Annotated in this window: 20 protein-coding genes; 10 read left to right on the plus strand and 10 right to left on the minus strand. The window is 71.3% G+C overall.

Going from position 1 to position 21,136, the window contains the following annotated elements; translation table 11 throughout:
- Window positions 1-85 precede the first annotated feature (85 nt).
- From LE181_RS06710 to LE181_RS06735, 6 genes are all read left to right on the plus strand, one after another.
- Entirely contained in the window at window positions 86-1,228 is a 1,143-nt protein-coding gene (locus LE181_RS06710; protein WP_308103087.1) for a CaiB/BaiF CoA transferase family protein, read from the plus strand.
- On the plus strand, window positions 1,225-1,986 hold the full coding sequence (locus LE181_RS06715; RefSeq protein ID WP_225660229.1) for a crotonase/enoyl-CoA hydratase family protein: 762 nt from the start codon (window positions 1,225-1,227) through the stop codon (window positions 1,984-1,986). Before LE181_RS06710 ends, LE181_RS06715 begins: the two co-directional genes overlap by 4 nt.
- The gene (locus LE181_RS06720; protein ID WP_225660230.1) at window positions 1,983-2,732 is read left to right on the plus strand and encodes an acetoacetate decarboxylase; all 750 of its coding nucleotides are present in this window, start codon (window positions 1,983-1,985) and stop codon (window positions 2,730-2,732) included. Before LE181_RS06715 ends, LE181_RS06720 begins: the two co-directional genes overlap by 4 nt.
- Window positions 2,729-3,682 (plus strand): 3-hydroxyacyl-CoA dehydrogenase NAD-binding domain-containing protein, encoded by a 954-nt coding sequence (locus LE181_RS06725; RefSeq protein WP_225660231.1) that lies wholly within the window; start codon window positions 2,729-2,731, stop codon window positions 3,680-3,682. Before LE181_RS06720 ends, LE181_RS06725 begins: the two co-directional genes overlap by 4 nt.
- Before the next feature lie 32 nt (window positions 3,683-3,714).
- Window positions 3,715-4,899: an acyl-CoA dehydrogenase family protein gene (locus LE181_RS06730; RefSeq protein WP_225660232.1), complete on the plus strand. Its 1,185-nt coding sequence runs from the start codon at window positions 3,715-3,717 to the stop codon at window positions 4,897-4,899.
- 159 nt (window positions 4,900-5,058) lie between these two features.
- Window positions 5,059-6,381 (plus strand): RICIN domain-containing protein, encoded by a 1,323-nt coding sequence (locus LE181_RS06735; protein WP_225660233.1) that lies wholly within the window; start codon window positions 5,059-5,061, stop codon window positions 6,379-6,381.
- 128 nt (window positions 6,382-6,509) lie between these two features.
- Here the strand turns inward: LE181_RS06735 and LE181_RS06740 are convergent, their stop codons facing one another.
- Window positions 6,510-7,424, minus strand: coding sequence for a hypothetical protein (locus LE181_RS06740; protein WP_225660234.1), 915 nt, complete (start codon window positions 7,422-7,424; stop codon window positions 6,510-6,512).
- Between the two features lie 261 nt (window positions 7,425-7,685).
- Between LE181_RS06740 and LE181_RS06745 the strand changes: the two genes are divergently transcribed.
- Both LE181_RS06745 and LE181_RS06750 read left to right on the plus strand, forming a co-directional pair.
- Window positions 7,686-8,369, plus strand: coding sequence for a protein-L-isoaspartate(D-aspartate) O-methyltransferase (locus LE181_RS06745; RefSeq protein WP_225660235.1), 684 nt, complete (start codon window positions 7,686-7,688; stop codon window positions 8,367-8,369).
- On the plus strand, window positions 8,366-9,052 hold the full coding sequence (locus LE181_RS06750; RefSeq protein ID WP_225660236.1) for a DUF429 domain-containing protein: 687 nt from the start codon (window positions 8,366-8,368) through the stop codon (window positions 9,050-9,052). Before LE181_RS06745 ends, LE181_RS06750 begins: the two co-directional genes overlap by 4 nt.
- 27 nt (window positions 9,053-9,079) lie before the next feature.
- On the opposite strand, the gene LE181_RS06755 is transcribed toward LE181_RS06750, so the two are convergent.
- The 8 genes from LE181_RS06755 to LE181_RS06790 form a co-directional block, all read right to left on the minus strand.
- Window positions 9,080-10,141, minus strand: coding sequence for a 2-aminoethylphosphonate ABC transporter substrate-binding protein (locus tag LE181_RS06755; RefSeq protein WP_225660237.1), 1,062 nt, complete (start codon window positions 10,139-10,141; stop codon window positions 9,080-9,082).
- Window positions 10,142-10,175: 34 nt separating this feature from the next.
- Window positions 10,176-10,967 (minus strand): ABC transporter permease, encoded by a 792-nt coding sequence (locus LE181_RS06760; RefSeq protein WP_225660238.1) that lies wholly within the window; start codon window positions 10,965-10,967, stop codon window positions 10,176-10,178.
- Window positions 10,954-11,844: a 2-aminoethylphosphonate ABC transporter permease subunit gene (locus tag LE181_RS06765; protein WP_225660239.1), complete on the minus strand. Its 891-nt coding sequence runs from the start codon at window positions 11,842-11,844 to the stop codon at window positions 10,954-10,956. The genes LE181_RS06760 and LE181_RS06765 overlap by 14 nt, the downstream gene beginning before the upstream one ends.
- Entirely contained in the window at window positions 11,837-12,901 is a 1,065-nt protein-coding gene (locus LE181_RS06770; protein ID WP_225660240.1) for an ABC transporter ATP-binding protein, read from the minus strand. Before LE181_RS06770 ends, LE181_RS06765 begins: the two co-directional genes overlap by 8 nt.
- Window positions 12,898-13,608, minus strand: coding sequence for a phosphonatase-like hydrolase (locus tag LE181_RS06775; RefSeq protein WP_225660241.1), 711 nt, complete (start codon window positions 13,606-13,608; stop codon window positions 12,898-12,900). Before LE181_RS06775 ends, LE181_RS06770 begins: the two co-directional genes overlap by 4 nt.
- Before the next feature lie 5 nt (window positions 13,609-13,613).
- Window positions 13,614-14,744 carry a TIGR03364 family FAD-dependent oxidoreductase gene (locus LE181_RS06780; RefSeq protein ID WP_225660242.1) on the minus strand — a complete coding sequence of 377 codons (1,131 nt, stop codon included), beginning with the start codon at window positions 14,742-14,744 and terminating at the stop codon, window positions 13,614-13,616.
- Between the two features lie 141 nt (window positions 14,745-14,885).
- Window positions 14,886-15,662 carry a GntR family transcriptional regulator gene (locus tag LE181_RS06785; RefSeq protein ID WP_225660243.1) on the minus strand — a complete coding sequence of 259 codons (777 nt, stop codon included), beginning with the start codon at window positions 15,660-15,662 and terminating at the stop codon, window positions 14,886-14,888.
- A 300-nt stretch (window positions 15,663-15,962) separates the two neighbouring features.
- A complete protein-coding gene (locus LE181_RS06790; RefSeq protein ID WP_225660244.1) occupies window positions 15,963-16,439 on the minus strand; it encodes a hypothetical protein in 477 nt (158 codons plus the stop codon).
- Window positions 16,440-16,822: 383 nt separating this feature from the next.
- On the opposite strand from LE181_RS06790, the gene LE181_RS06795 reads away from it, so the two are divergent.
- Window positions 16,823-18,691 (plus strand): lectin-like domain-containing protein, encoded by a 1,869-nt coding sequence (locus LE181_RS06795; protein WP_225660245.1) that lies wholly within the window; start codon window positions 16,823-16,825, stop codon window positions 18,689-18,691.
- 133 nt (window positions 18,692-18,824) lie between these two features.
- Here LE181_RS06795 and LE181_RS06800 read toward each other — a convergent pair whose 3' ends face one another.
- Window positions 18,825-20,327 carry an FAD-dependent monooxygenase gene (locus LE181_RS06800; protein WP_225660246.1) on the minus strand — a complete coding sequence of 501 codons (1,503 nt, stop codon included), beginning with the start codon at window positions 20,325-20,327 and terminating at the stop codon, window positions 18,825-18,827.
- A gap of 173 nt (window positions 20,328-20,500) precedes the next feature.
- Between LE181_RS06800 and LE181_RS06805 the strand changes: the two genes are divergently transcribed.
- On the plus strand, window positions 20,501-21,133 hold the full coding sequence (locus LE181_RS06805) for a hypothetical protein (protein WP_225660247.1): 633 nt from the start codon (window positions 20,501-20,503) through the stop codon (window positions 21,131-21,133).
- The last annotated feature ends 3 nt before the right edge of the window (window positions 21,134-21,136 follow it).

A 21,136-nucleotide genomic window follows, 5' to 3' on the forward strand; every position in this document is an offset into this window, starting at 1 on the left:
AGCAGAACCCGCAGACCTCACAGAACCGTCAGAATTCGCAGAACCCGCAACAGGAACAGGCCCCTCTGCCGGCCCGCTCGCCGGAGTGCGCGTCATCGACATGGCCACCGTCGTCATGGGGCCCTACGCCGCGCAGATCCTCGGCGACCTCGGCGCCGACGTCATCAAGCTCGAATCGCCGAACGACACCGTTCGCGTCGGCGCGCTGCACCGCACGCCCGGCATGACCCCACTGAACCTCAACGTCAACCGCAACAAGCGCAGCGTGACGCTCAACCTCAAGGACGAGGACGAACGCGCCAGGGCACTGGAGCTGATCGGCACCGCCGACATCCTGATCACCAACATGCGCATCGATGCCCTGCGTCGCCTCGGCATGGATTACGACAGCATCGCCGCGGCCCACCCCCGTCTCGTCCACGTCCACGCCCAGGGGTTCCGCCCGGATTCCGACCGGGCCCGGCTGGCCGCGTACGACGAGACGGTGCAGGCCGCCTCCGGGCTGCTGGACCTCGCGCAGCGCGCGGGCGACGTGGGGGCGCCGGTGGTGCTGCCGAGCATCATCGCCGACAAGGTCGCCGCGCTGACGATCGTCTACGCGGCGCTGGCCGCCCTCGTCCACCAGCGGGCCACCGGCCGGGGGCAGCGGGTGGAGGTGCCCATGGTGGACACGCTGCTGGCGTTCAACCTGGTCGAGCACCTGCAGGGCCGCACCTTCGAGCCGCCGATGGGCCCGACCGGTTTCCCGTTGTCCATGAACAAGGGGCACCGGGCCCGTCCGACCAAGGACGGCCTGGCCATGATCATCCCGTACGGTCCGCAGAACTTCCGCGACCTGTTCGCCGCCGCGGGCCGTCCCGACCTGGCCGACGATCCGCGCGTGAACGGCGAGTTCATCGACGCGACGCGGGACGGGGAGGCCCTTGCCGAGCTGCTGGAGACGGTGACGCCGCAGCTGACCACGGAGGAGTGGACGGAGGTCTGCACCAGGCACAGCATCCCCGTCGGCCCCGTGCTGCGGCTCGACGACGCCCCCGAGGACCCGTACGTCCGCGAGGGGCACCTGCTGGACGTCGCCGAGCACCCCAGCGAGGGCGCGTACCGAGTGGTCGGCATACCGCTGACGTTCTCCGCCACGCCCGCCTCGGTGCGCCGGCACGCGCCGCTGCCCGGCCAGCACACGGAGGAAGTGCTCGCCGAGCTCGACCGCGGTGAGGCGGGGCGATGAGCGACGTCCGCACCGAGACCGCCGGCGGCGTCCTCGTCGTCACCATCAACCGGGCCCGGGCCCGCAACGCCGTGAACGCCGGGGTGGCTCTGGGCATCGCCGCCGCCGTCGACCGGCTGGAGTCCGAGCCCGGGCTGCGGGTGGGCATCCTCACCGGCGCGGACGGCACCTTCTGCGCGGGCATGGACCTCAAGGCCGCCGCCCGCGGCGAGCAGGTGACCGTGGCCGGCAAGGGCTTCGCCGGACTCGTCGAGGCGCCGACGACCAAGCCGCTGATCGCGGCCGTCGAGGGCCACGCCCTGGGCGGGGGCTTCGAGCTGGCCCTGGCCTGCGACCTGGTGGTCGCCGCCGAGGGTGCCCGCTTCGCCCTCCCCGAGGTCGGGCGGGGACTGATCGCCGGTGGCGGCGGAGTCGTACGGCTGCCCCGGCGCGTCCCCCACCACCTGGCGATGGAGCTGCTGCTGACCGGCCGTACGGTCACCGCCGGCCGCGCCCGCGAGCTGGGCGTCGTCAATCGCCTCACCCCGGACGGCGGCGCGCTGTCGGCCGCGCTGGAGCTCGCCGAGGAGATCGCGGCCAACGCACCGCTGGCCCTGGCCGCGGTGAAGAGGACAGTCCGGCTGGCCGACGGCGTGCCGGAGCCGGAGGCGTTCGCCGCACAGGCCGCCGAGGTCGGAGCACTGCTGCGCTCGGCCGACTTCGCCGAGGGAGTGCGTGCCTTCACCGAGAAGCGCGCCCCGCAGTGGAGCGGACGATGAACCGCGCAGGCGTCCTGGCAACCCTCAGCACCCCGGTCACGGCGCCCGCGTACGCCCCCGTAGCGGCCCGTTTCACCGATCGCGAGTACCTCACCGTCGTCTACCGCACCGATCCCGAGGCACTGCGGGCCGTGGTGCCCGAGCCGCTGCGGGTCGACGAGCCGCTGGTGCGGTTCGAGGTGATGAGGATGAGGGACGTCACGGGCTACGGCCCGTACGTCGAGGCGGGGCAGGCGATCCCGGTGCGGTTCGGGGACGAGCGCGGCGAGTACCTGCACGCGATGTACCTGGACAGCTTCGCCGCCACCGCCGCGGGTCGCGAGGTGAGCGCCTATCCGAAGGCGATGGGCACGCCTGCCCTGTTCACCGACCACTCCGCGCTGGTCGGGACGCTGGACTACGGCAGCGTGCGGGTGGCCACCGCGACGATGGGCTACAAGCACCGGCCGCTCGACCCGGAGCTCGCCCGCGAGCAGATCGCCGTGCCCACGTACATGCTCAAGGTCGTCCCCGGTTACGACGGCACCCCGCGCGTCTGCGAGCTGGTCCGCACGCGGATCACCGATCTCGTGGTCAAGGAGGCGCACACCGGCCCCGCGCGGCTGCAGCTCTTCGCGCACGTACTGGCGCCGCTGGCGGACCTTCCGGTGCACGAGATCGTCTCCGCCAGCCACATCGTCACGGATCTCACGCTGGACAAAGCCGTTCCCGTCCACGACTACCTGACCGAAGAGGACGCGTCATGACCCCCGACTGGAAGACCGTCACCGTCGTCGGCGCCGGCACCATCGGCCTCGCGTGGGCCGCGCTGTTCGCCTCGCACGGAATCGAGGTGACCGTCACCGATCCGCGCGAGGACCTGGAGGACGCCGTCGACGACGCGCTGCCGATGCTCGCCGCCGGACTTCCCGGCAGCGACGCGGCCGGACTGCGCGGCCGGATCCGCTCCACCCACGACCTGGCCGAGGCCGTGGCCCGAGCGCGGCTCGTCCAGGAGAACGGTCCGGAGGACCTGGAGTTCAAGCAGCGTCTGTTCGCCGACGTCGCCCGGCACGCCCCGGCCGGCACGGTGCTGGCCACCTCCAGCTCCGGGCTCGCCGCCTCCCGGATCGCCGCCGTACTGCCGGGCGGGGTCGCCGCGCGGCTGCTGGTCGCACATCCCTTCAACCCGCCGCACCTCGTGCCGCTCGTGGAGATCGTGCCGGGCGAGCGCACCGCGGAGGACGTCGTCGAGGCGGCCGTCGCCTTCTACCGGGCCCTGGGCAAGACACCCGTGCGGCTGCGCAAGGAGGTCCCCGGCTTCGTGGCGAACCGGTTGCAGAGCGCGGTGCTCCGGGAGGCGATCCACCTCGTCGTCAGCGGGGTGGTCGACGCCGGGGAGCTCGACACCGTGATGAAGGCGTCGCTGGGCGGCCGATACGCGGCCGTCGGCCCCTTCGAGAGCTTCCACCTCGGCGGTGGCCCCGGCGGCATCCGCCACATGATGCGGCACCTGGGCCCCGGCCTCGCGGAGGGCTGGCGGCGCCTGGGCCGCCCGGAGCTGGACGACGACGCCGTCGCCACGGTCGTCCGACAGACCGAGGCCGCGTACGGACACGGTCCCGAGGCGTACCGGGAACGTGCCCTGCTCCGTGACCGCAAACAGCTCGCCCTGACCGCCGCACTGCGCCGCGCAGCACGCGCAGACCGCGGCTGAACCTTTCACGCATACGTACGAAGGAGTCATCGATGCCCCAGCCCGCCCACGCCAGCCCCGATTTCTTCGGCTTCGCCGATCTCCTCGGCGATGCCGAACGAGCCGAACTGGCCAGCATTCGCGATTACCTGGAAAGCGAGATCAAGCCTCTGGCGCAGGACGCCTGGGACCGGGCGGAATTCCCCTTCGCGGCGGTCGGCAAGATGTCCAGGCTCCGGCTGGCCGGATACGCCTACCCCGAATTCGGCGACGGCCGCCCGCGCAGTGAGCTCTTCTCCGGCTTCCTCACCATGGAACTCAACCGCGTCGACCCGTCGCTGGCGGTGTTCTCCGGGGTCCACACCGGTCTGGCGATGGGCAGCATCCACGGCGGCGGAAGCCCGGAGCAGCGCGAGCGCTGGCTGCCGGGCATGGCCGCGATGGACGAGATCGGCGCGTTCGCCCTGACCGAACCCGAGGGCGGCTCCGACGTCGCGGGCGGCATGCGCACGACCGCCCGTCGCGAGGGAGACGGCTGGGTCCTCGACGGTGCCAAGCGGTGGATCGGGAACGGCACCTTCGCCGATCTCGTCGTGGTCTGGGCGCGCGACGTCGCCGACGGCAACGTCAAGGGCTTCGTGGTGGAGAAGGGCACCCCCGGTTTCACCGCCACGAAGATCGAGGGCAAGATCGCGCTGCGGAGCGTGCAGAACGCCGACATCGTCCTCGACGGGGTACGGGTTCCCGAGGCGAACCGCCTGCAGCGCATCGACGGCTTCCGCGACACGGCCGCCGTCCTGGCGCACACGCGGGGCGGAGTGGCCTGGCAGGCGCTGGGGATCGCGGTGCGGGCCTACGAACTGGCCCGTGAGTACGCCGTCACACGCGTGCAGTTCGGCAGGCCCATCGGCTCCTTCCAGCTGATCCAGGACCTCCTGGTGAAGATGCTCGGCAACGTCACCGCGATGTTCGGCATGGTCGTCCGTCTCAACCAGCTGGTCGCCGCGGGCCGGGGCAGCGCCGAACAATCCGCGCTCGCCAAGGCGTTCACCACCACCCGCATGCGCGAATGCGTCGCCTGGGCCCGTGAACTCTTCGGCGGAAACGGCATCGTCCTCGACTACGAGATCGCCAAGTTCTTCGCGGACGCCGAGGCCGTCTACTCCTTCGAGGGCTCCCGCGAGATGAACACCCTCATCGTCGGCAAGGCCGTCACCGGGCACAGCGCCTTCGTGTGACGAGCGGACGCTGCCGGGGGGCGCGATCAGGCTTTCTGCACGGCGTCATCGTCCTCGGCCCGGGACACGGCGGCAGCCGTGCGGTGCGCGACGGAAGAGAGTGCATCACTTTCTCAACTCCCCTACTATCACTTTCAGTTAAGTGAAACACTGCCCGGCATGTTTTTCACATTCACCCGCAGAAGCCGGACCTCCACGTCCGCCTCAGGGACGACAGAGAACGCGTTACGCCGACTGGGTGCGCTGCTCGCCGCCGGGCTGCTCGCCCTCGGCCTGCTGGTCGCAGGCGGCGGCCCCGCGGCCGCCGCCCCACCGGACACGCACCGCATGGCCACCTGGAACATGCAGGTCGGCACCACCCGCTGGGACGGGGTACGCACCCTGGCCCGTACCTTCGACGTGGTGGCCCTCCAGGAAGTGCCCAACAGGCCGCCGGCCGGAGCCGTCCAGGACGGACAGACGGGCAACATCACCTCGTATCTCTGGCCGATCGGCGGCGGCGCCTACCGCTACCTGTACATCCTGCGCCAGCAGTCGCGGAACCTGGGCATCGTCACCTCGTGGGTGCCCAACCGCGTGCAGGAGATCGGTGGCGCCTACCGCTCGGCGCTGGCCGTGACGAACACGGGCGACAACATCATGTTCGCCTCCGTCCACGCCGCCTCCAACGGCGGCAGGCCCAACGACGCCGCCTACCTGGTACGCCGCGTCTCCGACACCGCCTTCCAGCAGAACGTCGGCAACTGGGCGGTGCTCGGCGACTACAACCGCGCCCCGGGCGACCTGCAGGGCGACCGCTACCTGCCCGGCAACGGACTGATCTACAACGGTGGCCAGGCCACCCAGCAGAACGGCAACGAACTGGACTACATGGTCTCCAACGTCGACACCGAGAACTGGCAGGCGACGGTCAACCCCAACTACGGCAGCGACCACTGGCCCGTCGGCTTCAGCGCCCTGCGGGCCGGTGCCGGCCCACGGCAATTCACCATCCACGCCGACAACAGCGACCGCCTGCTCGACGTCTACCGCGGCAACACCGCCAACGGCACCCACGTGATCACCTACCACGCCAACGGCGCCGTCAACCAGCGCTGGACGCTTCGCACGGTCGGCCGCAACGGTGACTCCGGACAGCCGCTGTACAAGCTGGTCGGCGTCCAGAGCGGCAAGTGCCTCGACGTCAACCGGGGGCAGGCCAGCGGCGACGGAGACTGGCTGAACATCTGGGACTGCCACAGCTGGGACGGCGCGCCCCTGCCGGGCGGCTACGCACGCGACACCCAGAACTTCACGCTCGAACACCCCGAGCCGCGCTTCCCGAACCTCACCGTGCTGCGCGACAACGGCACCCGCCGCTTCGCCAACATCCGCGGCAACGGCACCGGCGACGGCACCTGGGTCATCCAGTGGCCCTACCAGACCAACCCCAACGGCACCCCCGCCGTCAACGAGACCTTCTATCTCCACCCGCAGTTCTGAGCCCTCTTCCCGGAACGCGAGGGCCGCCACGACCTCGCTGTCGAAGTCCTCACCACCGAGCCGGTGGGTGCATGGCGGCCCTCGCGCCCGTCATCGCGTGGGGCCCGCGCTGCAGGCCCGTGCCCCGGTCAGCCGAAGAAGACCGAGGAGACGTCGTTGTCGAAGCCGATGGCCGCGAGGTCGGCCACGTCACCGTTGACGATCTTGGACTTGCCCGTGCAGTTCCGCTCGGACCAGATCTTCAGGCTGCCCTGGGCCTGGAGGGAGGAGGCGACGTTGTCGCGGGCCACGTTCTGGCAACCCTTGCCGGCCAGCCCCTGGGAGGGGTCGCCGAAGTTCCGGTCGTCGAAGAGCACGACGCTCGTGGCGGGCTTGGGCTGCACGCTGCCACTGCCACCGCCGGCGTTGCCGCCCGCCTTCTTGCCGTCGGGGGTCACCCCGAACCAGGTGCCTCCGACGCCCTGGCCCTTGGTCTCGCCGGGCTCGGTGTCCTTGCTGAAGCGGTAGACGGGCCAGCCCCCGACCGTGACCTGAAGCGTGCCGTCGTCCCGCTTGACGGTGCCGACCTTCGACCTGTCGACGCCGTCGAGGAAGATCTTGCCGCCCGGTGCGACGACGACCGGGGGCCAGGTGGACGCGCAGTCGCCGTTGCACGTGGACTTCGACGGATTCGCGCTGTCCTTGTCGAACCGGTAGAGGGTGAACCCGGCGCCGTTGACCACGACCGGGTTCAGCGCACCGGCCTTCGACGCGGACACCTGCACCCACCGCTGGGCCTCGGGCTTCACCGCCGGCTTTCCGGGCTCGTTCGCCCAGTCGCCCGTCCTGGGCGGGGCGTTGTTCGCCTTCGCGGTTCCGCTTTGGAGGCTCGGGGCCTGCCCGGCCGACGGACTGCCGTCAGCGGACTTTCCCCGGCCCGCCGCGGTGGCGGCCGCCGAAGAAGCGGGTGTGGAGCTGTCCTTGTCGTCTCCGCCGCAGGCGGTGAGCAGAAGTGCTCCACTCGTGGCGAAGGAGACGATCAAGGCGGTGCGCTTGCGGATCATGGCTGCTCCCCCAAAGTCATGTGCTCCGGTCCGCCCGAAGCGTCACCGACCCGTACGGGCCGGGCCCCGGGGGCAGCTCACCCGGTTACCTGCCCGATACGCCTCCGATACGAAGTAACAACGCCGGTCAGCGGCTCGGACCGGCGTGCGCCGGGGCGGCTCCACGGCGTGCGCCGGGGCGGTGACGAAGGATTCCTCGTCCTGCGGCACACCGGGTGCACACGGATTCAGGGGGATAGCCTGGGGACAGAGGTGGACACGATGACCCGTCCCAGCCACGACTCCGGCCCCGAGCACCTGGTCAGGGCCGCCCGCGCCGCGGGCGTGACGGACGAGCGCCTGTTGCGGGCGCTGTGCGCGATCCCGCGCACGGCCTTCGTCCCCGCATCCCACCGGGCCGTGGCCTACGTGGACGTGCCGGTGCCCATCGACCACGGTCAGGTGACGACGCAGCCCTCCCTCGTGGCCATGATGGTCGCCGCGCTCGGTCTCTCGGGTGACGAGCACGTTCTGGAGATCGGCAGTGGATACGGATTCCAGACCGCGCTGCTGGCCCGGCTCGCCGCCTCGGTCGTCGGCGTCGAGCGGTGGCCGGACATGGCGGAGCGGGCCCGGGCCAACCTCGCGGCCCAGGGCATCGAGAACGCCGAGGTCGTCCTCGGTGACGGCACGCTCGGCATGGCGGACCGGGCTCCCTACGACGCGGTGGTCGTCTCCGCCGCCTTTCCCCGGGTGCCGCCGCCGTTGATCGAGCAGCTGCGGGCCGGCGGCCGCCTGGTGCAGCCGATCGGGCCCGGCGGCCAGGACCTGGTCCAGCTCTACGCGCGCACGCCCCGCGGACTGGTGCGCCGCAGGTCCGTCGTGCCGGCTCACTTCGTCCGGCTGTACGGGGAGCACGGCTACCCCCCCCCGGCGGCACCGTTCGAGGGACGTGAGCTGACATGACGACTGTCCTCGGCGTCGACGCGTGCCCGGCCGGATGGGTCGCGGTCGAGCTGCGTGACGGCCGGTTCGCGGCGGCGCAGCACGTCACCGCCCTGCGCTCCCTGCTGCCCGGCGCCGCCGGGGCCGTGGTCGTGGCGGTGGACATGCCGCTGGGCCTCCTCGACTCGGGGTGGCGGCGCGCGGACACCGAGGCGGCGGGCGTGCTGGGACCGCTGCGGAGCAGCGTCTTCCGGGTGCCGCCGCGCGCGGTATGGCAGGAGGAGTGCTACGAGGTCGCGAGCCGCCGGTGCCGGGAGCTCACCGGGGCCGGGCTGAGCAGGCAGAGCTGGGGGCTCGTCGCCAAGCTCCGGGAGGCGGGCGCCTGCCTGACGGAGCCGGAGGGGGGCCGGCTCTTCGAGGCGCACGCCGAGGTGTCGTTCTGGGCCCTGGCGGGCGGCACGCCGCTGCTTCATCGCAAGAAGAGCTGGGCGGGTCAGGCGGCACGGCGCTCGCTCCTCGCCGAGGCCGCCGGGATCGTCCTCCCGGACGACCTCGGGGACGCGGGACGCGTGCCGCCGGACGACGTGCTGGACGCGGCGGCCGTGGCGTGGACCGCGTACCGGATCGCGCGGGGCCGCGCGAGGTCCCTTCCCGATCCACCGCAACACGACCGCGACGGCCGGCCGGTCGCCATCTGGTACTGACCTCCTTCTGGAGAGGCGGCGTCCCTGTCAGCTGCGGGTGGCCTCCTTCCACGCGGCGACGTAGGAGGAGAGGTTCTGGTGGACGTCGGCCCAGTCGGGGCGGAAGACCTCCACGCCCTTCATGATGCGGGCGAGGGACGCGGCGTTCGGGTCGGTCGCCTTGACGTCCGTGCGGGCGGAGAAGCCGCCGCCGACGGCCGAGACGTCGCGCTGCACCTGCTCGGTGAGCAGGTGGTCCAGGAACTTCTTGGCGTTCTCGGTGTGCGGGGCGTTCTTGACCAGCCCGGCCGCGTACGGGAGAGCGAAGGTGGTGGGCTTTCCGCTGTCGCCCGCGGGGAAGAAGAGGCCCTGGTTCGGCATCGTCTTCATGTTGGCGAAGTTCATCTGGACGTCGCCGTTGGCGACGAGGAGTTCGCCCTTGTCGACCTTCGGGGCGAGCTGGCCGGTGGACTTGGAGGGGCCGACGTTGTTCTTCTGCAGGTCCTTGAAATAGGCCATGGCGGCTTCCTTGCCGCCGAGGTCGTGCATGGCCTTGATGAGGACGGCCGTGCCGTCGCCCGCGACGCCGGGGGTGGAGTACTGCAGCTTGCCCTTGAATCTGGCGTCCAGCAGGTCCTTCCAGGTCTTCGGCGGAGTGTTGTCCAGCTCCTTGGAGTTGTAGATGAAGCAGAAGTAGTTGTTGGCGACTGCGGTCCACTTGCCGGACGGGTCCTTGTCGCCCTCCGCGACCTTGTCCGAGCCCTCGGGCCGGTAGGCGGTCAGCAGGCCCTTGCCGTCGGCTTGCTGGACGAAGGGCGGCAGGGTGACGACGACGTCCGCCTTGGTGTTGGACTTCTCCCGGGCCAGGCGCTGCACGATTTCGCCGGAGCCGCCCTCGACGTAGTTGACCTTGATTCCGGTCTTCTTCGCGAAGTCCTCGAAGACCTTGTCGTAGAAGCCTGAGCCGTCCTCCGCCTTGAGGCCGTCGGCACTGTAGACGGTGAGTTCCTTCGCTCCGGCGTCGGCCGTCCCGCCGCACGCGGTGAGCGGGAGGGCGAGCAGGGCGGCCAGCGGGAGGATCGTACGGGGACGGGGCACGGGGGACTCCATCGAAGTCGGCACTGAGGCGGCGGGAGGTGGGGGATCAGCGGTAGGAGGCTCGTGTGCGGGCCCGGGAGACGGCGAGGAGCACGAGGAGCGTGGTGGCCATGAGGACGACGGCGAGCGCGGCTCCGGGGAAGAGCGCGCCGCGGTCGGTGGTGGCGAAGACCTTGACGGGCAAGGGCAGCCAGTCGGGCGGGTAGAGCATCATCGTGGCGCTGAGCTCGCCCATCGACAGGGCGAAGCAGAGCCCTGCGGCGGCGGAGAGGGACGGCAGGAGCAGTGGCAGCTTCACCTGCAGCAGGACACGCAGGGGGCTTGCGCCGAGGCTCGTGGCGGCCTGCTCGTAGGCGGGGTCGAGGCGGTCCAGAGCCGCCGATACGGACTGGTGGGCGAACGCCGTCACCAGGATCGTGTGCGCCAGGACGACGATCGCGGGCGTGCCGTTGAGCAGGAACGGGGGTTTGGAGAAGGCGACGAGCAAGGCGAGCCCGACGACCACGGACGGTACGGCCACCGGCAGCACGAACAGCAGGTCGATCGCGCGGCGGGCGCGCGAGCCCCTGGCCGCGAGGGCCGCCCAGGTGCCGGTGACGAGGGCGGTCGCCGAGGCCGCGAGGGCGGTGAGCACGCTGGTGATCAGGGCGTCGAGCGCCTCTCCGTGAGCGACCGTCCGGTAGTGGTCGAGCGTCGCACCGGAAGGGAGCGCCCCACTCCACGTGGTGGCCAGGGAGGCGGCCACGACGACGAGGAACGGCAGCGCGAAGACGGGGAGGAAGAGGGCGAGGAAGACGGCCTGGACGGTCCGGCGGGCACGACGGCTATGCACGAGCACGGCGGGCTCCCTCCATGCGGGTGGTGATCGTCCGGTAGAGCCCGTACAGCGCCAGGGAGAGGGCGACGTTGACGACGGCGACCACGCAGGCACCGGTCCAGTCCCCTTCGAGGACGGCCTTGCCGTAGACGAGTACGGGCAGGGTCGTCACGCCCTTGGCACCGGTGAAGAGGACGATGCCGAATTCGTTGAGGCACATCACCAGGACGAGCGAGCCGCCGGCCGCCAGTGCGGGCAGGGCTTCGGGCAGGATCACCTGCCGGACGATCCGTGGGGCGCGGGCACCGAGCGAGGCCGCGACGTCGAGCTGTGCGGTGTCGAGCTGCGAGAAGGCGCCGAGCAGCGGACGCATCACGAACGGCGTGAAGTACGTGATCTCCGCGAGCAGCACGCCCCAGGGCGTGTGCAGGAAGTCGAACGGGCCGGACGCGGCCCCGGTCACCCCGGTCCATACGCCGTTGGCCATGCCCGCGGTGCCGTAGACGAACAGCAGGGCGAGGGTGATGAGGAAGGAGGGGAAGGACAGGAAGACGTCGACGAAACGCCCGATCGCCTTGCCGCCGGGGAACGGAACGAAGGCGATGACCAGGGCGAGGGCGAAGCCCAGGAGCAGGGCGCCGGCGGTCGCGCCGGCGGCGATGAGCACCGTGTTGCGCAGGGCGTCACGGAACGCGGCCTGGGTGAACACCTCTGTGTACGCGGAGAATCCGTGCCCACCGCCGGACGGAGAGACGGACTGCCACAGGACGAGGGCGAGGGGGTGGAGGAAGAAGACGCCGAGGGCGGCGACGGGCGGGAGCGCCAGGGTCCAGGCCGGAATCCGCCGGGAGGAGGCGGGGGCGGCCGCCCGTGCGAGCGGCAGCTCGCAGCTAGCCATGGGCGGCACCTCCGGCCTCGCCTGCCGGAAGCAGCACCGCGTCGTCCGCCGCGAAGTGCAGCGTGATCTCGGTGCCGGGGGACGGCGGCTCGCGCAGCTCCCGCACCTCGGCCGTGACGCGGTGCCCCGCGACGTCGACGCCCAGGCGGTGCGTGACACCGCGCCACTGCACCTCCTCGACCGTTCCGCGCAGGGCGTTCGCCCCCTCCCCCAGCCCGACCAGATGCGGGCGGAGGCACAGCGTGGCCGGGGCACCCGCTGCGGCGTCACCGGTCGGCACGTCCAGGGCCGTGTCGCCGAGGCGTACGCCGTGGCCGGTGACCGTCACCGGAAGGAGGTTGGCGTTGCCGACGAAGGAGGCGGTGAAAGCGGTGCGCGGCCGCCGGTAGAGGTCCTGCGGAGTACCGCAGTCCTGCAGGCGGGCGCGGTCCATGACGGCGATCCGGTCGGCGAGGGTGAGCGCCTCGACCTGATCGTGGGTGACGTAGAGCATGCTGACGTCCGGCAGGTCGCGGTGCAGTCGGGCGAGTTCGGCGAGCATGCCGGAGCGCAGTGGGGCGTCGAGGGCCGAGAGCGGCTCGTCGAAGAGCAGTACGCCGGGCCGGATGGCCAGCGCCCGGGCGATGGCGACGCGCTGCTGCTGCCCGCCGGACAGCTCGCGCGGGTAGCGCTTGGCGTGTCCGGCCATGCCGGTCGTCTCCAGCGCCTCGGCGACGCGCGCGGCGATCTCCTCCCGCGGCACCTTGTGCGCCTTGAGGCCGAAGGCGACGTTGGCGTCGACCCGCATGTGGGGGAAGAGGGCGTACTGCTGGACCACCATGCCGATGCCGCGCCGGTGGGGCGGCAGGCCGGTGACGTCGCGGTCTCCGATGAAGACCCGTCCGGCGAGTGGCTGCACGAAACCGGCGACCGCGCGCAGGGCGGTGGTCTTGCCGGAGCCGGACGGCCCGAGCAGTGCCATGACCTCTCCCGGCTCGACGGTGAGATCGAGGGCGTCGAGGACGACGTTCTTGCCGTAGGCGACCGTCACGCCGTCGAATCGGATGCCTGTGCTCAACGGCCGTCCTCCGCCCGTACGAGCAGATCGGGGAGTTCCGTGACGGAGCCGAGGACGTGGGTCGCCCCGGAGGCGCGGAGCGCGGCCTCGTCGTGGGCTCCGGTCAGGACGCCGGCGACCAGGGCCGCCCCGGCCCTGGTGCCGGAGAGCATGTCGGAGGACGTGTCGCCCGCGACCGCGATCCGCCGTACGTCGTCCGCGGCTCGGGTGCGCAGCAGGGCCGTGAGGACCATGTCGGGGTACGGGCGTCCGCGCCCGCCGGCGTCGGCCGGGCAGAGAGTGAGGTCGGCGAGGTCCGTCCAGCCGAGGGCGGCCAGGACGGCGTCCTGGGTGGTGCGGGCGAAGCCGGTGGTGAGGACGACGGTGCGGCCGTCGGCGCGGAGCCGTTCGATCGCTTCGCGGGCGCCCGGGACGGGATGGCAGTGTCCTTCGGTGACCAGCCGTCCGTAGGCGGACTCGAATGCCGCGTTGGCGCGCCGGGCCTGCTCCTCGTCGCCGGCGGCGAGGTGACGGAAAACGGAGATCTTCGATTCGCCCATCGTCGCGCGGACGTAGGCGAGTTGTTCGTCGTGGTGGACGGTGCCCGGCTCGACGCCGAGGGCCCGTGCGGCGGTGCCGAAGGCCCGCTCGACCAGGCCGTCGTCGGCGACGGTGGTGCCGGCCATGTCCAGCACCACCAGGTTCGTGCGCTTGGTGCGCCGAGTCATGTCCCTCACCAGCCCAGCTCGTTCGCGGTGGTTTCGGCGATCGCCGGGGAGCACGTCATGCCGCGTCCGCCGGGGCCGGTGACCAGCCAGGCGTGGTCGCGCACGCGCTCGCGGTGCACGACGCGAGTGGTGTCCACGCACTGTGCGTAGACCCCGGCCCAGCGCCGGCGGACCGGCGGCAGCGGCCGGCCCAGGAGCTGTTCGGCGACGGAGGTGAGGTGACCGTACGGGGCCTCGTCGACGTCGAAGCCGAAGGGCTCGGCGTACTCGTGGGTGTCGCCGACGGTCAGTCCGCCATCGGTGCGCTGCACCATGAGCAGCTGCATCTTGTGCTCGGCGGCGACGTCGGGCTGGGCCTGGGCGGCGGCCATCGTGTCGAGGGCGGTGCCGCCGTAGGCGGGGTAGTAGCGGAAGCTGTCGGCGTCGGCGACGGAGGTGGTGAGCTGCTCGTCCAGCGGTGCGGTCTGCATCATCTGCAGTCGCACGCGGCGGACGGGGAGTTGCGGGGCGAGCTCGCGGACGAGGCCGCCCAGCCAGGCGCCGGTGCACAGCACGGCCGCATCGCCGCTGTGCACCTCGCCTCGGTCGTCCCGGACGGCGGACCCGCCGGCGGTGTCCACCACGTCCCGGACCTCGCGACCGCCGAGGAAGGTGTAGCGGTGGGAGCGGAGCAGGGCCTCCTTCAGCGCGCGCTGGGCCGTGCGGGGTTCCACGGCGGCGTCGCGGTTGCAGGCCAGGGCTCCGAGGATGTCGCCGCGCAGGGCCGGGTTGACGGTCCGCACCTCGTCGGGGGTGAGGAGGCGGAATCCCCGGGCGGCGGCATCGGGGCGGGCCAGGGCGGTGCGGGCGACGGCCAGTTCGGCCTCGGTGGTGACGACGGTCAGCGAACCGTTGGCGCGGAAGCCGAGGCCGGGGACGGCGGCGCCGATCTCCTCCCACAGGTCGCGGGCCCGCAGGGCGGTGGCCAGCTCCTCGCCCGCGGCCCGGCCGCTGACCCAGATCAGGCCGAAGTTGCGGAGGGAGGCTCCCCGGGCCTCCGCCTCGCGTTCGATGTGCACGACCTCGTGGCCGCGCTGAACTGCTTGCCAGGCGTGCATGGTTCCCAGGACGCCGGCTCCGACGACTATGACTCGCATGACTCGAACGGTCGTCGGGACGAGTGGCCCGACGGTGACCGTCCGGAGAACCGAAGGGAAACCGGGGCTCAAACTTGGACTAGACCCGTTATCTCTTCGTAATATCAGTGGACGATGGTGATTGGCGGCCTGGCTTTCCCCTCACGTCCCGCCGCGCAGATGGGCGGTGAAGGAGAACCGGTCCCCTCGGTAGAGCGAGCGCACACGCTCCAGCGGCCGCCCCTCCGTGTCCCGCGACACCCGGTGGATCAGCAGCATGGGCAGCGCCGGTGGCGTGCCGATCAGCAGGGCCTCGCGCGGCGTGGCCAGGACGGTCTCCAGCCGCTCGTCCGCGTCCCCGAACCCGATGCCGAGACGCTCGTGCAGGTAGCCGTAGAAGGAGGAGTCCGGATCGAAGTCCGTGTCCAGTCCCGGTGCACGCTCCACCGCCACGTACGTGCTCTCCAGCCCGACCCGCTCGTCGTCGGCGAGCAGCACGCGCTCCAGGTGCCAAACGGGGGCCAGGGGTTCGACCCCGAGGTCGGGGGCGAGGGCCGCCGGGCAGGCGAGACGGTCCAGGCCGACGAGGGTACGTCCGGGGCGGCGGCCCTGGCGGCGCACGCCCTCGGTGTAGCTGGCAAGGGCGAGCGGCTGCTCCAGCTTCGGCCCTGCGACGACCGTACCGCGCCCCATCCGGCGCAACCGCCCCTCAAGCAGCAGCTCGCGCAGGGCCTGCCGTACGGTCTCCCGGGCCACTTCGAAGCGCGCGGCCAGCTCCCGCTCGGTGGGCAGCAGGCCCCCCTCCCCCAGTTCGTCGAGCAGGCCGGCCACCTGGGTCTTGACCGCGTAGTACTTGGGGATCCGGCCGTGTTCGGGAATGCCGGCCCGGACCGGGGCGACGGGCGGCCGGCCGGGCTCGTCGTGCGCATGCGTGTTCACGGCGCGATCTTCGCATCCGCGGACGGCGTGACCCGCCCAGGGTGCGCCGCCTCGTGGACATGGCCGGCGCAGGCGAGGGTCGGGAACAGCCCGGCGAGGGTGAGCAGAGGGGCCGGCGGGCCGCGCAACGAATTCACCTGGAGGGGCCCCGGGCGTCGTGGCACAAGCCCGGGGCCCCGTGCTGCAGAGCGCTCGACCGCGCGAGGCCGGCCAGGCAGGCCAGGCCGGAGTCACACAGGACGCGGTCCACCCTGTCGTCCGGCACGCTGCACGCGCCGCCCTCTGAGCGGGCGTGAGGCGTCAGTTCAGGGATATGGTCCTGCCCTCGGCGAAGTCGGTGCCCTTCTGGCCATAAACACTGATCTTGTAGCTCGTGGACGTCTTGTGCTCGCCTATGGCGAACAGCGTCATCGTGCCGGCCTCGCTGTAGTAGAAGAGGGTGGCGCTTTGCTGGCCGTTCCCCGAGCTGGCGTGCAGGACCGGGCGGTTCTTGTACCTATAGGCGCCGGTGGGCTTGCCGGCACCGTTGAAAGCCTGATTGAGGGCCTGCTTGAGAGGCACCTCTTTGTCCAGCATTCTCTGGGCCTTGAGCACGCCCAACAGGTAAGCCTGTGCCTGCATCTGGGACATCGGCCGGGTCGGTGCGCCGCCGTCCCGCCTTTCGATGACCATCGACCCGTCGGCGGCTGCCGAGGGCTCGATGCTCGCCGAAACGGCAGCAAGGCCGACGGCCAGCGCTGCGCCGGCGCGTAGGGCGCCTCGGCTCGGTTTCCTCATGACAGTGCTCCTTTTCGCACGGGAAGCGGAAGGGGTGAGAAGCAGGCTACGAACGGGACTTCACCATCCCGTTGACGGGCGATAAATGGCGACGGGCCCCGGGGATGACGTGCCATTCCGGCAATGGGTGCGACCGCGGGGCTCTGCAGAAACGATCGATCGCGGCATTTTGGACAGGCCCCTGGACAGCGCTTCCCCAGCTGCACCGCACCGTGCCGGACGACCCTCCATGTCCGGCCTGTACCCACCGGCTTGTCCTGATGGCGCCGTTCGCCCGCCGATGGCGCGATGGGGCCGATGTGCACCTCGATGAGCCGGGCGTAGCGTCCCGCTGACAGCACGTACGCGGATGCGAATCCGCGCATCGGACGGAGGTCCTGGAAATGTCGATCTTCCCCTACCGGCAGTCCTTCGCCGGATCGTCCACCCCGGCCGACTGGAGGCTCGAAGGCTCGGCGCATATGACCGGTGAGGGCTGGCTCAGCCTCACCCAGGCGCGTACCTTCCAGGCGGGCACCGCCCTGTTCGACGTCGCTTTCCCCAGCGACAGCGGGATCTCGGTGCAGTTCGACCTCGCGGCCTACGGAGGCAGCAACCCGCCCGCCGACGGAATGTCGTTCTTCCTGATCGACGGAAGTGCCCAGACCGAGCCGGGCGGTCCGGGCGGGGCCCTGGGCTACGCCTGCTACCACAAGGGGCAGGGGGACGCGGCGCCCGGCGTCACCAAGGGGTACGTGGGCATCGGCATCGACCAGTACGGTTCGTTCTCCAACCCGCAGCAGGCAGGTAACGGCGGCCCGGGACAGCAGCCCGACTTCGCCGTCCTCCGCGGCTCGGGGAACGGCTACGACGGCTACCAGTACCTCAGCGGCGCCGCTCTGCCGACGCTCAGCCTCACCCGTGAGTCCCCCACCCGTGTCCTCCTGTCGATCATCTCCAACAAGGTGACGGTCGCGGTCCGTCAGGGCGAGAACTGGCAGCCCCTGATCGAGAACTACGACCTCTCCACGGCCGGCGGACAGGCCCCGCTCCCCGAGACGCTGAAGCTCGGCCTGTCGGCCGCGACCGGCGCGAACACCAACGACTACGAGATCCGCGACCTCGAAGTCACCCTCCCGGCCGACATGCCGCTGCACATGACCGGCCCGCAGACGCTGCAGGCCGGATCGCCGATCGGCTACACGATCAAGGTCCGGAACAACGGGCCCAACGCCGCCCCCGACGCCAAGGTCCACGGCAAGATCCCCAGCGAAGTCACCGGCGCGTCCCTCGGGGAACTCGTCCTCACCGGAGGCGCGACCGCCGGCCAGGGCAGCGTCGACGACGGCACCTACACCCAGCTGCTGACCCTTCCGGTCGGCAGCTCGGCCATCATCCCCTTGAACGGCACCGTCCGGGAGGGTACGTCCGGCGACATCACCTGCGACGGCACGATCACCTCGGACATCGTCGCCAACACCTCCTCCCACTCCTCCGATTCCGTCACCACCACGGTGACGGCGCCCCCGGCCCAGGCCGATGTACCACTCATCATGTCCGGCCCGGCGAACGCCGACGCGGGAACGCCGATCACGTACCGGATGACGGTCGTGAACAACGGTCCGTCGGCCGTCCCGGAAGCCCAGCTCACCGGCGCCACCCAGCAACTCACGGACGTCGTCCTGGACGCCTCCCGGGTGTCCGGCGGCGTCGTCGCCGAGCAGGGGACGGCGACGGGCGGCACGTTCACCCAGCCCTTCTCGGCCTTCCCCCAGGGGGGCAAGGCCGTCGTGCTGCTCACCGGCACCATCAACCGGGATTTCACCGGCGGCATCACCGCCACCTCCGAGACCGACACCGGGAAGGTCACCAACACCTCGCCCGACAAGAAGGGCTCCGTCAGCACTCAGGTCGGGCCGGCCCAGGTCGACACCAAGTACACCAAGTCCGGCCCCAACCAGCAGAGCTGGCCCCCGGACTGGCAGGGCTACGTATGGACGTACAACTTCACCCTGCAGGCGACCCAGAACCGGATCTGCGAGTGGACCTTGCAGTTCGACGTCACCACCGCCGGCAGCATCTTCAACAAGGGCGGCAACCCGGACCACTGGTACACCGTGACGGACGACGGCTCGAACGGCACCATCGCCATCCAGTCCCCCAGGACGGGCCACTGCATCGAGCCGGACTCCCAGCTCACCGTGACCGTATGGGTGTTCAATCCCGAGAGGACCGACGGAGTCATCACCAACGTCCGCTGCTACGCCACCTGACCGCATAGCCGCACACCGGGCCGCACCCGGCTGCGGCCGGCACGTCCGCGGAACGACATGAGCGTGACCGCCGCCTCGTAGAGGCGGCGGTCTTTCCGTCCTGACGACGACTGCGTTCCGGGACCCCTCGGCATCAGTAGGCGCCGGTCCAGGCGGTCAGTGCGCCGGCCCTCTCGGAGTGAAGGGCACGGGATTCTGGGAGGCGGGTGGCCCAGGCGATGTGGCCGTCGGGCCGGATGAGGATCTCGCTCACGCCCCACAGGTCCGGGTGGTCGCCGTGTTCCCGAACGCTGACCACGCGGGTGCGGTCGGACGAGGCGGGGGCGGTGGCAGCACGCGGGTGCTCTTCGCCGTCGAAGCGGAGCAGGACGAAGCGGCCGTCGTGCAGGAGCTCGTACACGCGGGTGCTCGCCGCCGTCGTGGTGAGTCCGATGTCGGGCATGCGCCGGCCGGTGAGCGGGTCGGCGTCCGGGCCGGTGGGGGGATAGACGGTGTCGAGGGCGGCGATCCGGCAGGCCAGGTACCGGTTGACGTCCTCCATGCCCAGGAGGGTGTCGAACAGCTCGCACAGGTGCCCCGCGGGGCCCGCGTACTGTTCCGTGATGGGGAGCTCCACCAGCAGGGTCTGGGCGCGGGTGCCGGTGGTGACGGCGCGTCCGACCGGGTGGCGTTCGGCCTGGTAGGTGTCCAGCAGGCCGGGTGGTGCCCAGCCCCGGACAGTGGCGGCGAGTTTCCAGCCGAGGTTCATGGCGTCCTGCAGGCCGGTGTTCAGTCCCTGGGCGCCGACGGGAAAGTGGACGTGTGCCGCGTCGCCGGCCAGCAGGACCCGGCCCCGCCGGTAGCTCTCGGCGAGGCGGGTGGTGTTGCCGAAGCGCGACAGCCACCGCGGCTCGCCGATGCCGCAGTCGCTTCCGCACACCCGTACCAGCGAGGTGCGGAATTCCTCCGGCGTCACGGGTTCGGTGGAGGGCACCCGGATCCTCTGCGGGTCCATGACCACGTACCGCGTCAGCCCGTCCTCCAGCCGGGCGACGAGGACGCCGTGTTGCCGGGCCCGTTCATTGTGCGTGTGGTCGGCGACGGCGAAGTCCCCCACCACCGCGGTCATCGACTCGCGCGTGCCGGGGAAACCGATGCCCGCCGCCTGACGGACCAGGCTGCGCCCGCCGTCGCAGCCCACTACGTACGCGGAACGGATCGTGACGGGCCCCTCCGGGCCGGAGACGTCGGTCTCGACACGCTCGGCGTACTGCCGGAGGCCACCGGCCTCGTGTCCGCGATGGATCTCCACACCCAGTTCACGGGCCCGCTCGGCTAGCAGGGCCTCGGTCCTGGCCTGCGCCAGCAGCAGCGCGTAGGGGTGCCGGGTGTCGAGCCCGGTGAAGTCGAGCGGCTGCTTGAGGCTGACGGCGAACCGCCAGCCGGGCACGGTACGGCCCGCGGCCAGGAACCGTTCCGCCAGGCCCCGCATGTCCATCAGCTCGATGCTGCGCGGGTGGAGGTTCAGCGCCCGCGACTCCCGGTGCGGCCTCGGCCGTTTGTCGACCACCAGGGGGCGTACGCCCGCCAGCGCCAGTTCGCACGCCAGCAACAGCCCTGTAGGGCCGGCGCCCACGACGAGCACGCCGGTGTCCATGTCTGAGTCCGGGCAGGTCACGCCCCCACTTTTCGGCGCGGACCGTGACCCGTCAAGACGCCCTCCCCCGGAGCGCACTCCACCCGGAATGGCCGGGCCTGGCCTTGGCGGCCGCCGCCGTCCCGTACTGCAATGTCGGAGGTCCGACGGGAATCCGTGGGAGGAGTCCGCCTGTGATCCACATGACCGAGACCCTGGCCGTACAGACCCTTGAGGGGTTCCTCACGCCGGACGAGACCACCGAGCTCACCAAGGTGCTCGACGAGCACCTCGCGGCCACCGGCTGGGTTCCCGCGCGCCCCAGCCAGGGGCTCACCCCGCCCGAGGCGGCACAGACCATCATGGACACCGCCCTGCAACGCGCCCTGCCCGCCATCCGCCGGGCCTTCCCCTCCACCACGGGCATCGAACCGTGGCTGTACCACGACCTGAAACCCGGCGACGAGATCCGTCCTCACGTGCATGGCGTGGGCGACCCGCAGAGCCGCCCGCAGCGGATCGCCCGGGTCGGCTTCGACCTCCAGAACGCCGAGCGCGGCGGCGAGTTCTACCTCGACACCTGCTCCGCCGACGCCCTGTGGAGCGACGTGACCGCGACAGGCAGCGACTACGCGCCCGGGACGCGGTTCGTCCACGCGATCACTGCCCGCACCGGCCCGGTGAGACTGGCCGACATCCCGCACACCCGCTGGACGTGCAGCCCGCCGCCCGGCACGACCGTCGTCTACGGCATCCAGCTGGTCCACGGGGTCCGGCGCATCGAGGAAGGCAGGGTGCGCAAGCTCATCACCACTCTCCTGGCATGAGCC

The sequence above is a fragment of the Streptomyces sichuanensis genome (genome assembly GCF_020328095.1).
GTDB lineage: Bacteria > Actinomycetota > Actinomycetes > Streptomycetales > Streptomycetaceae > Streptomyces > Streptomyces cinnamoneus.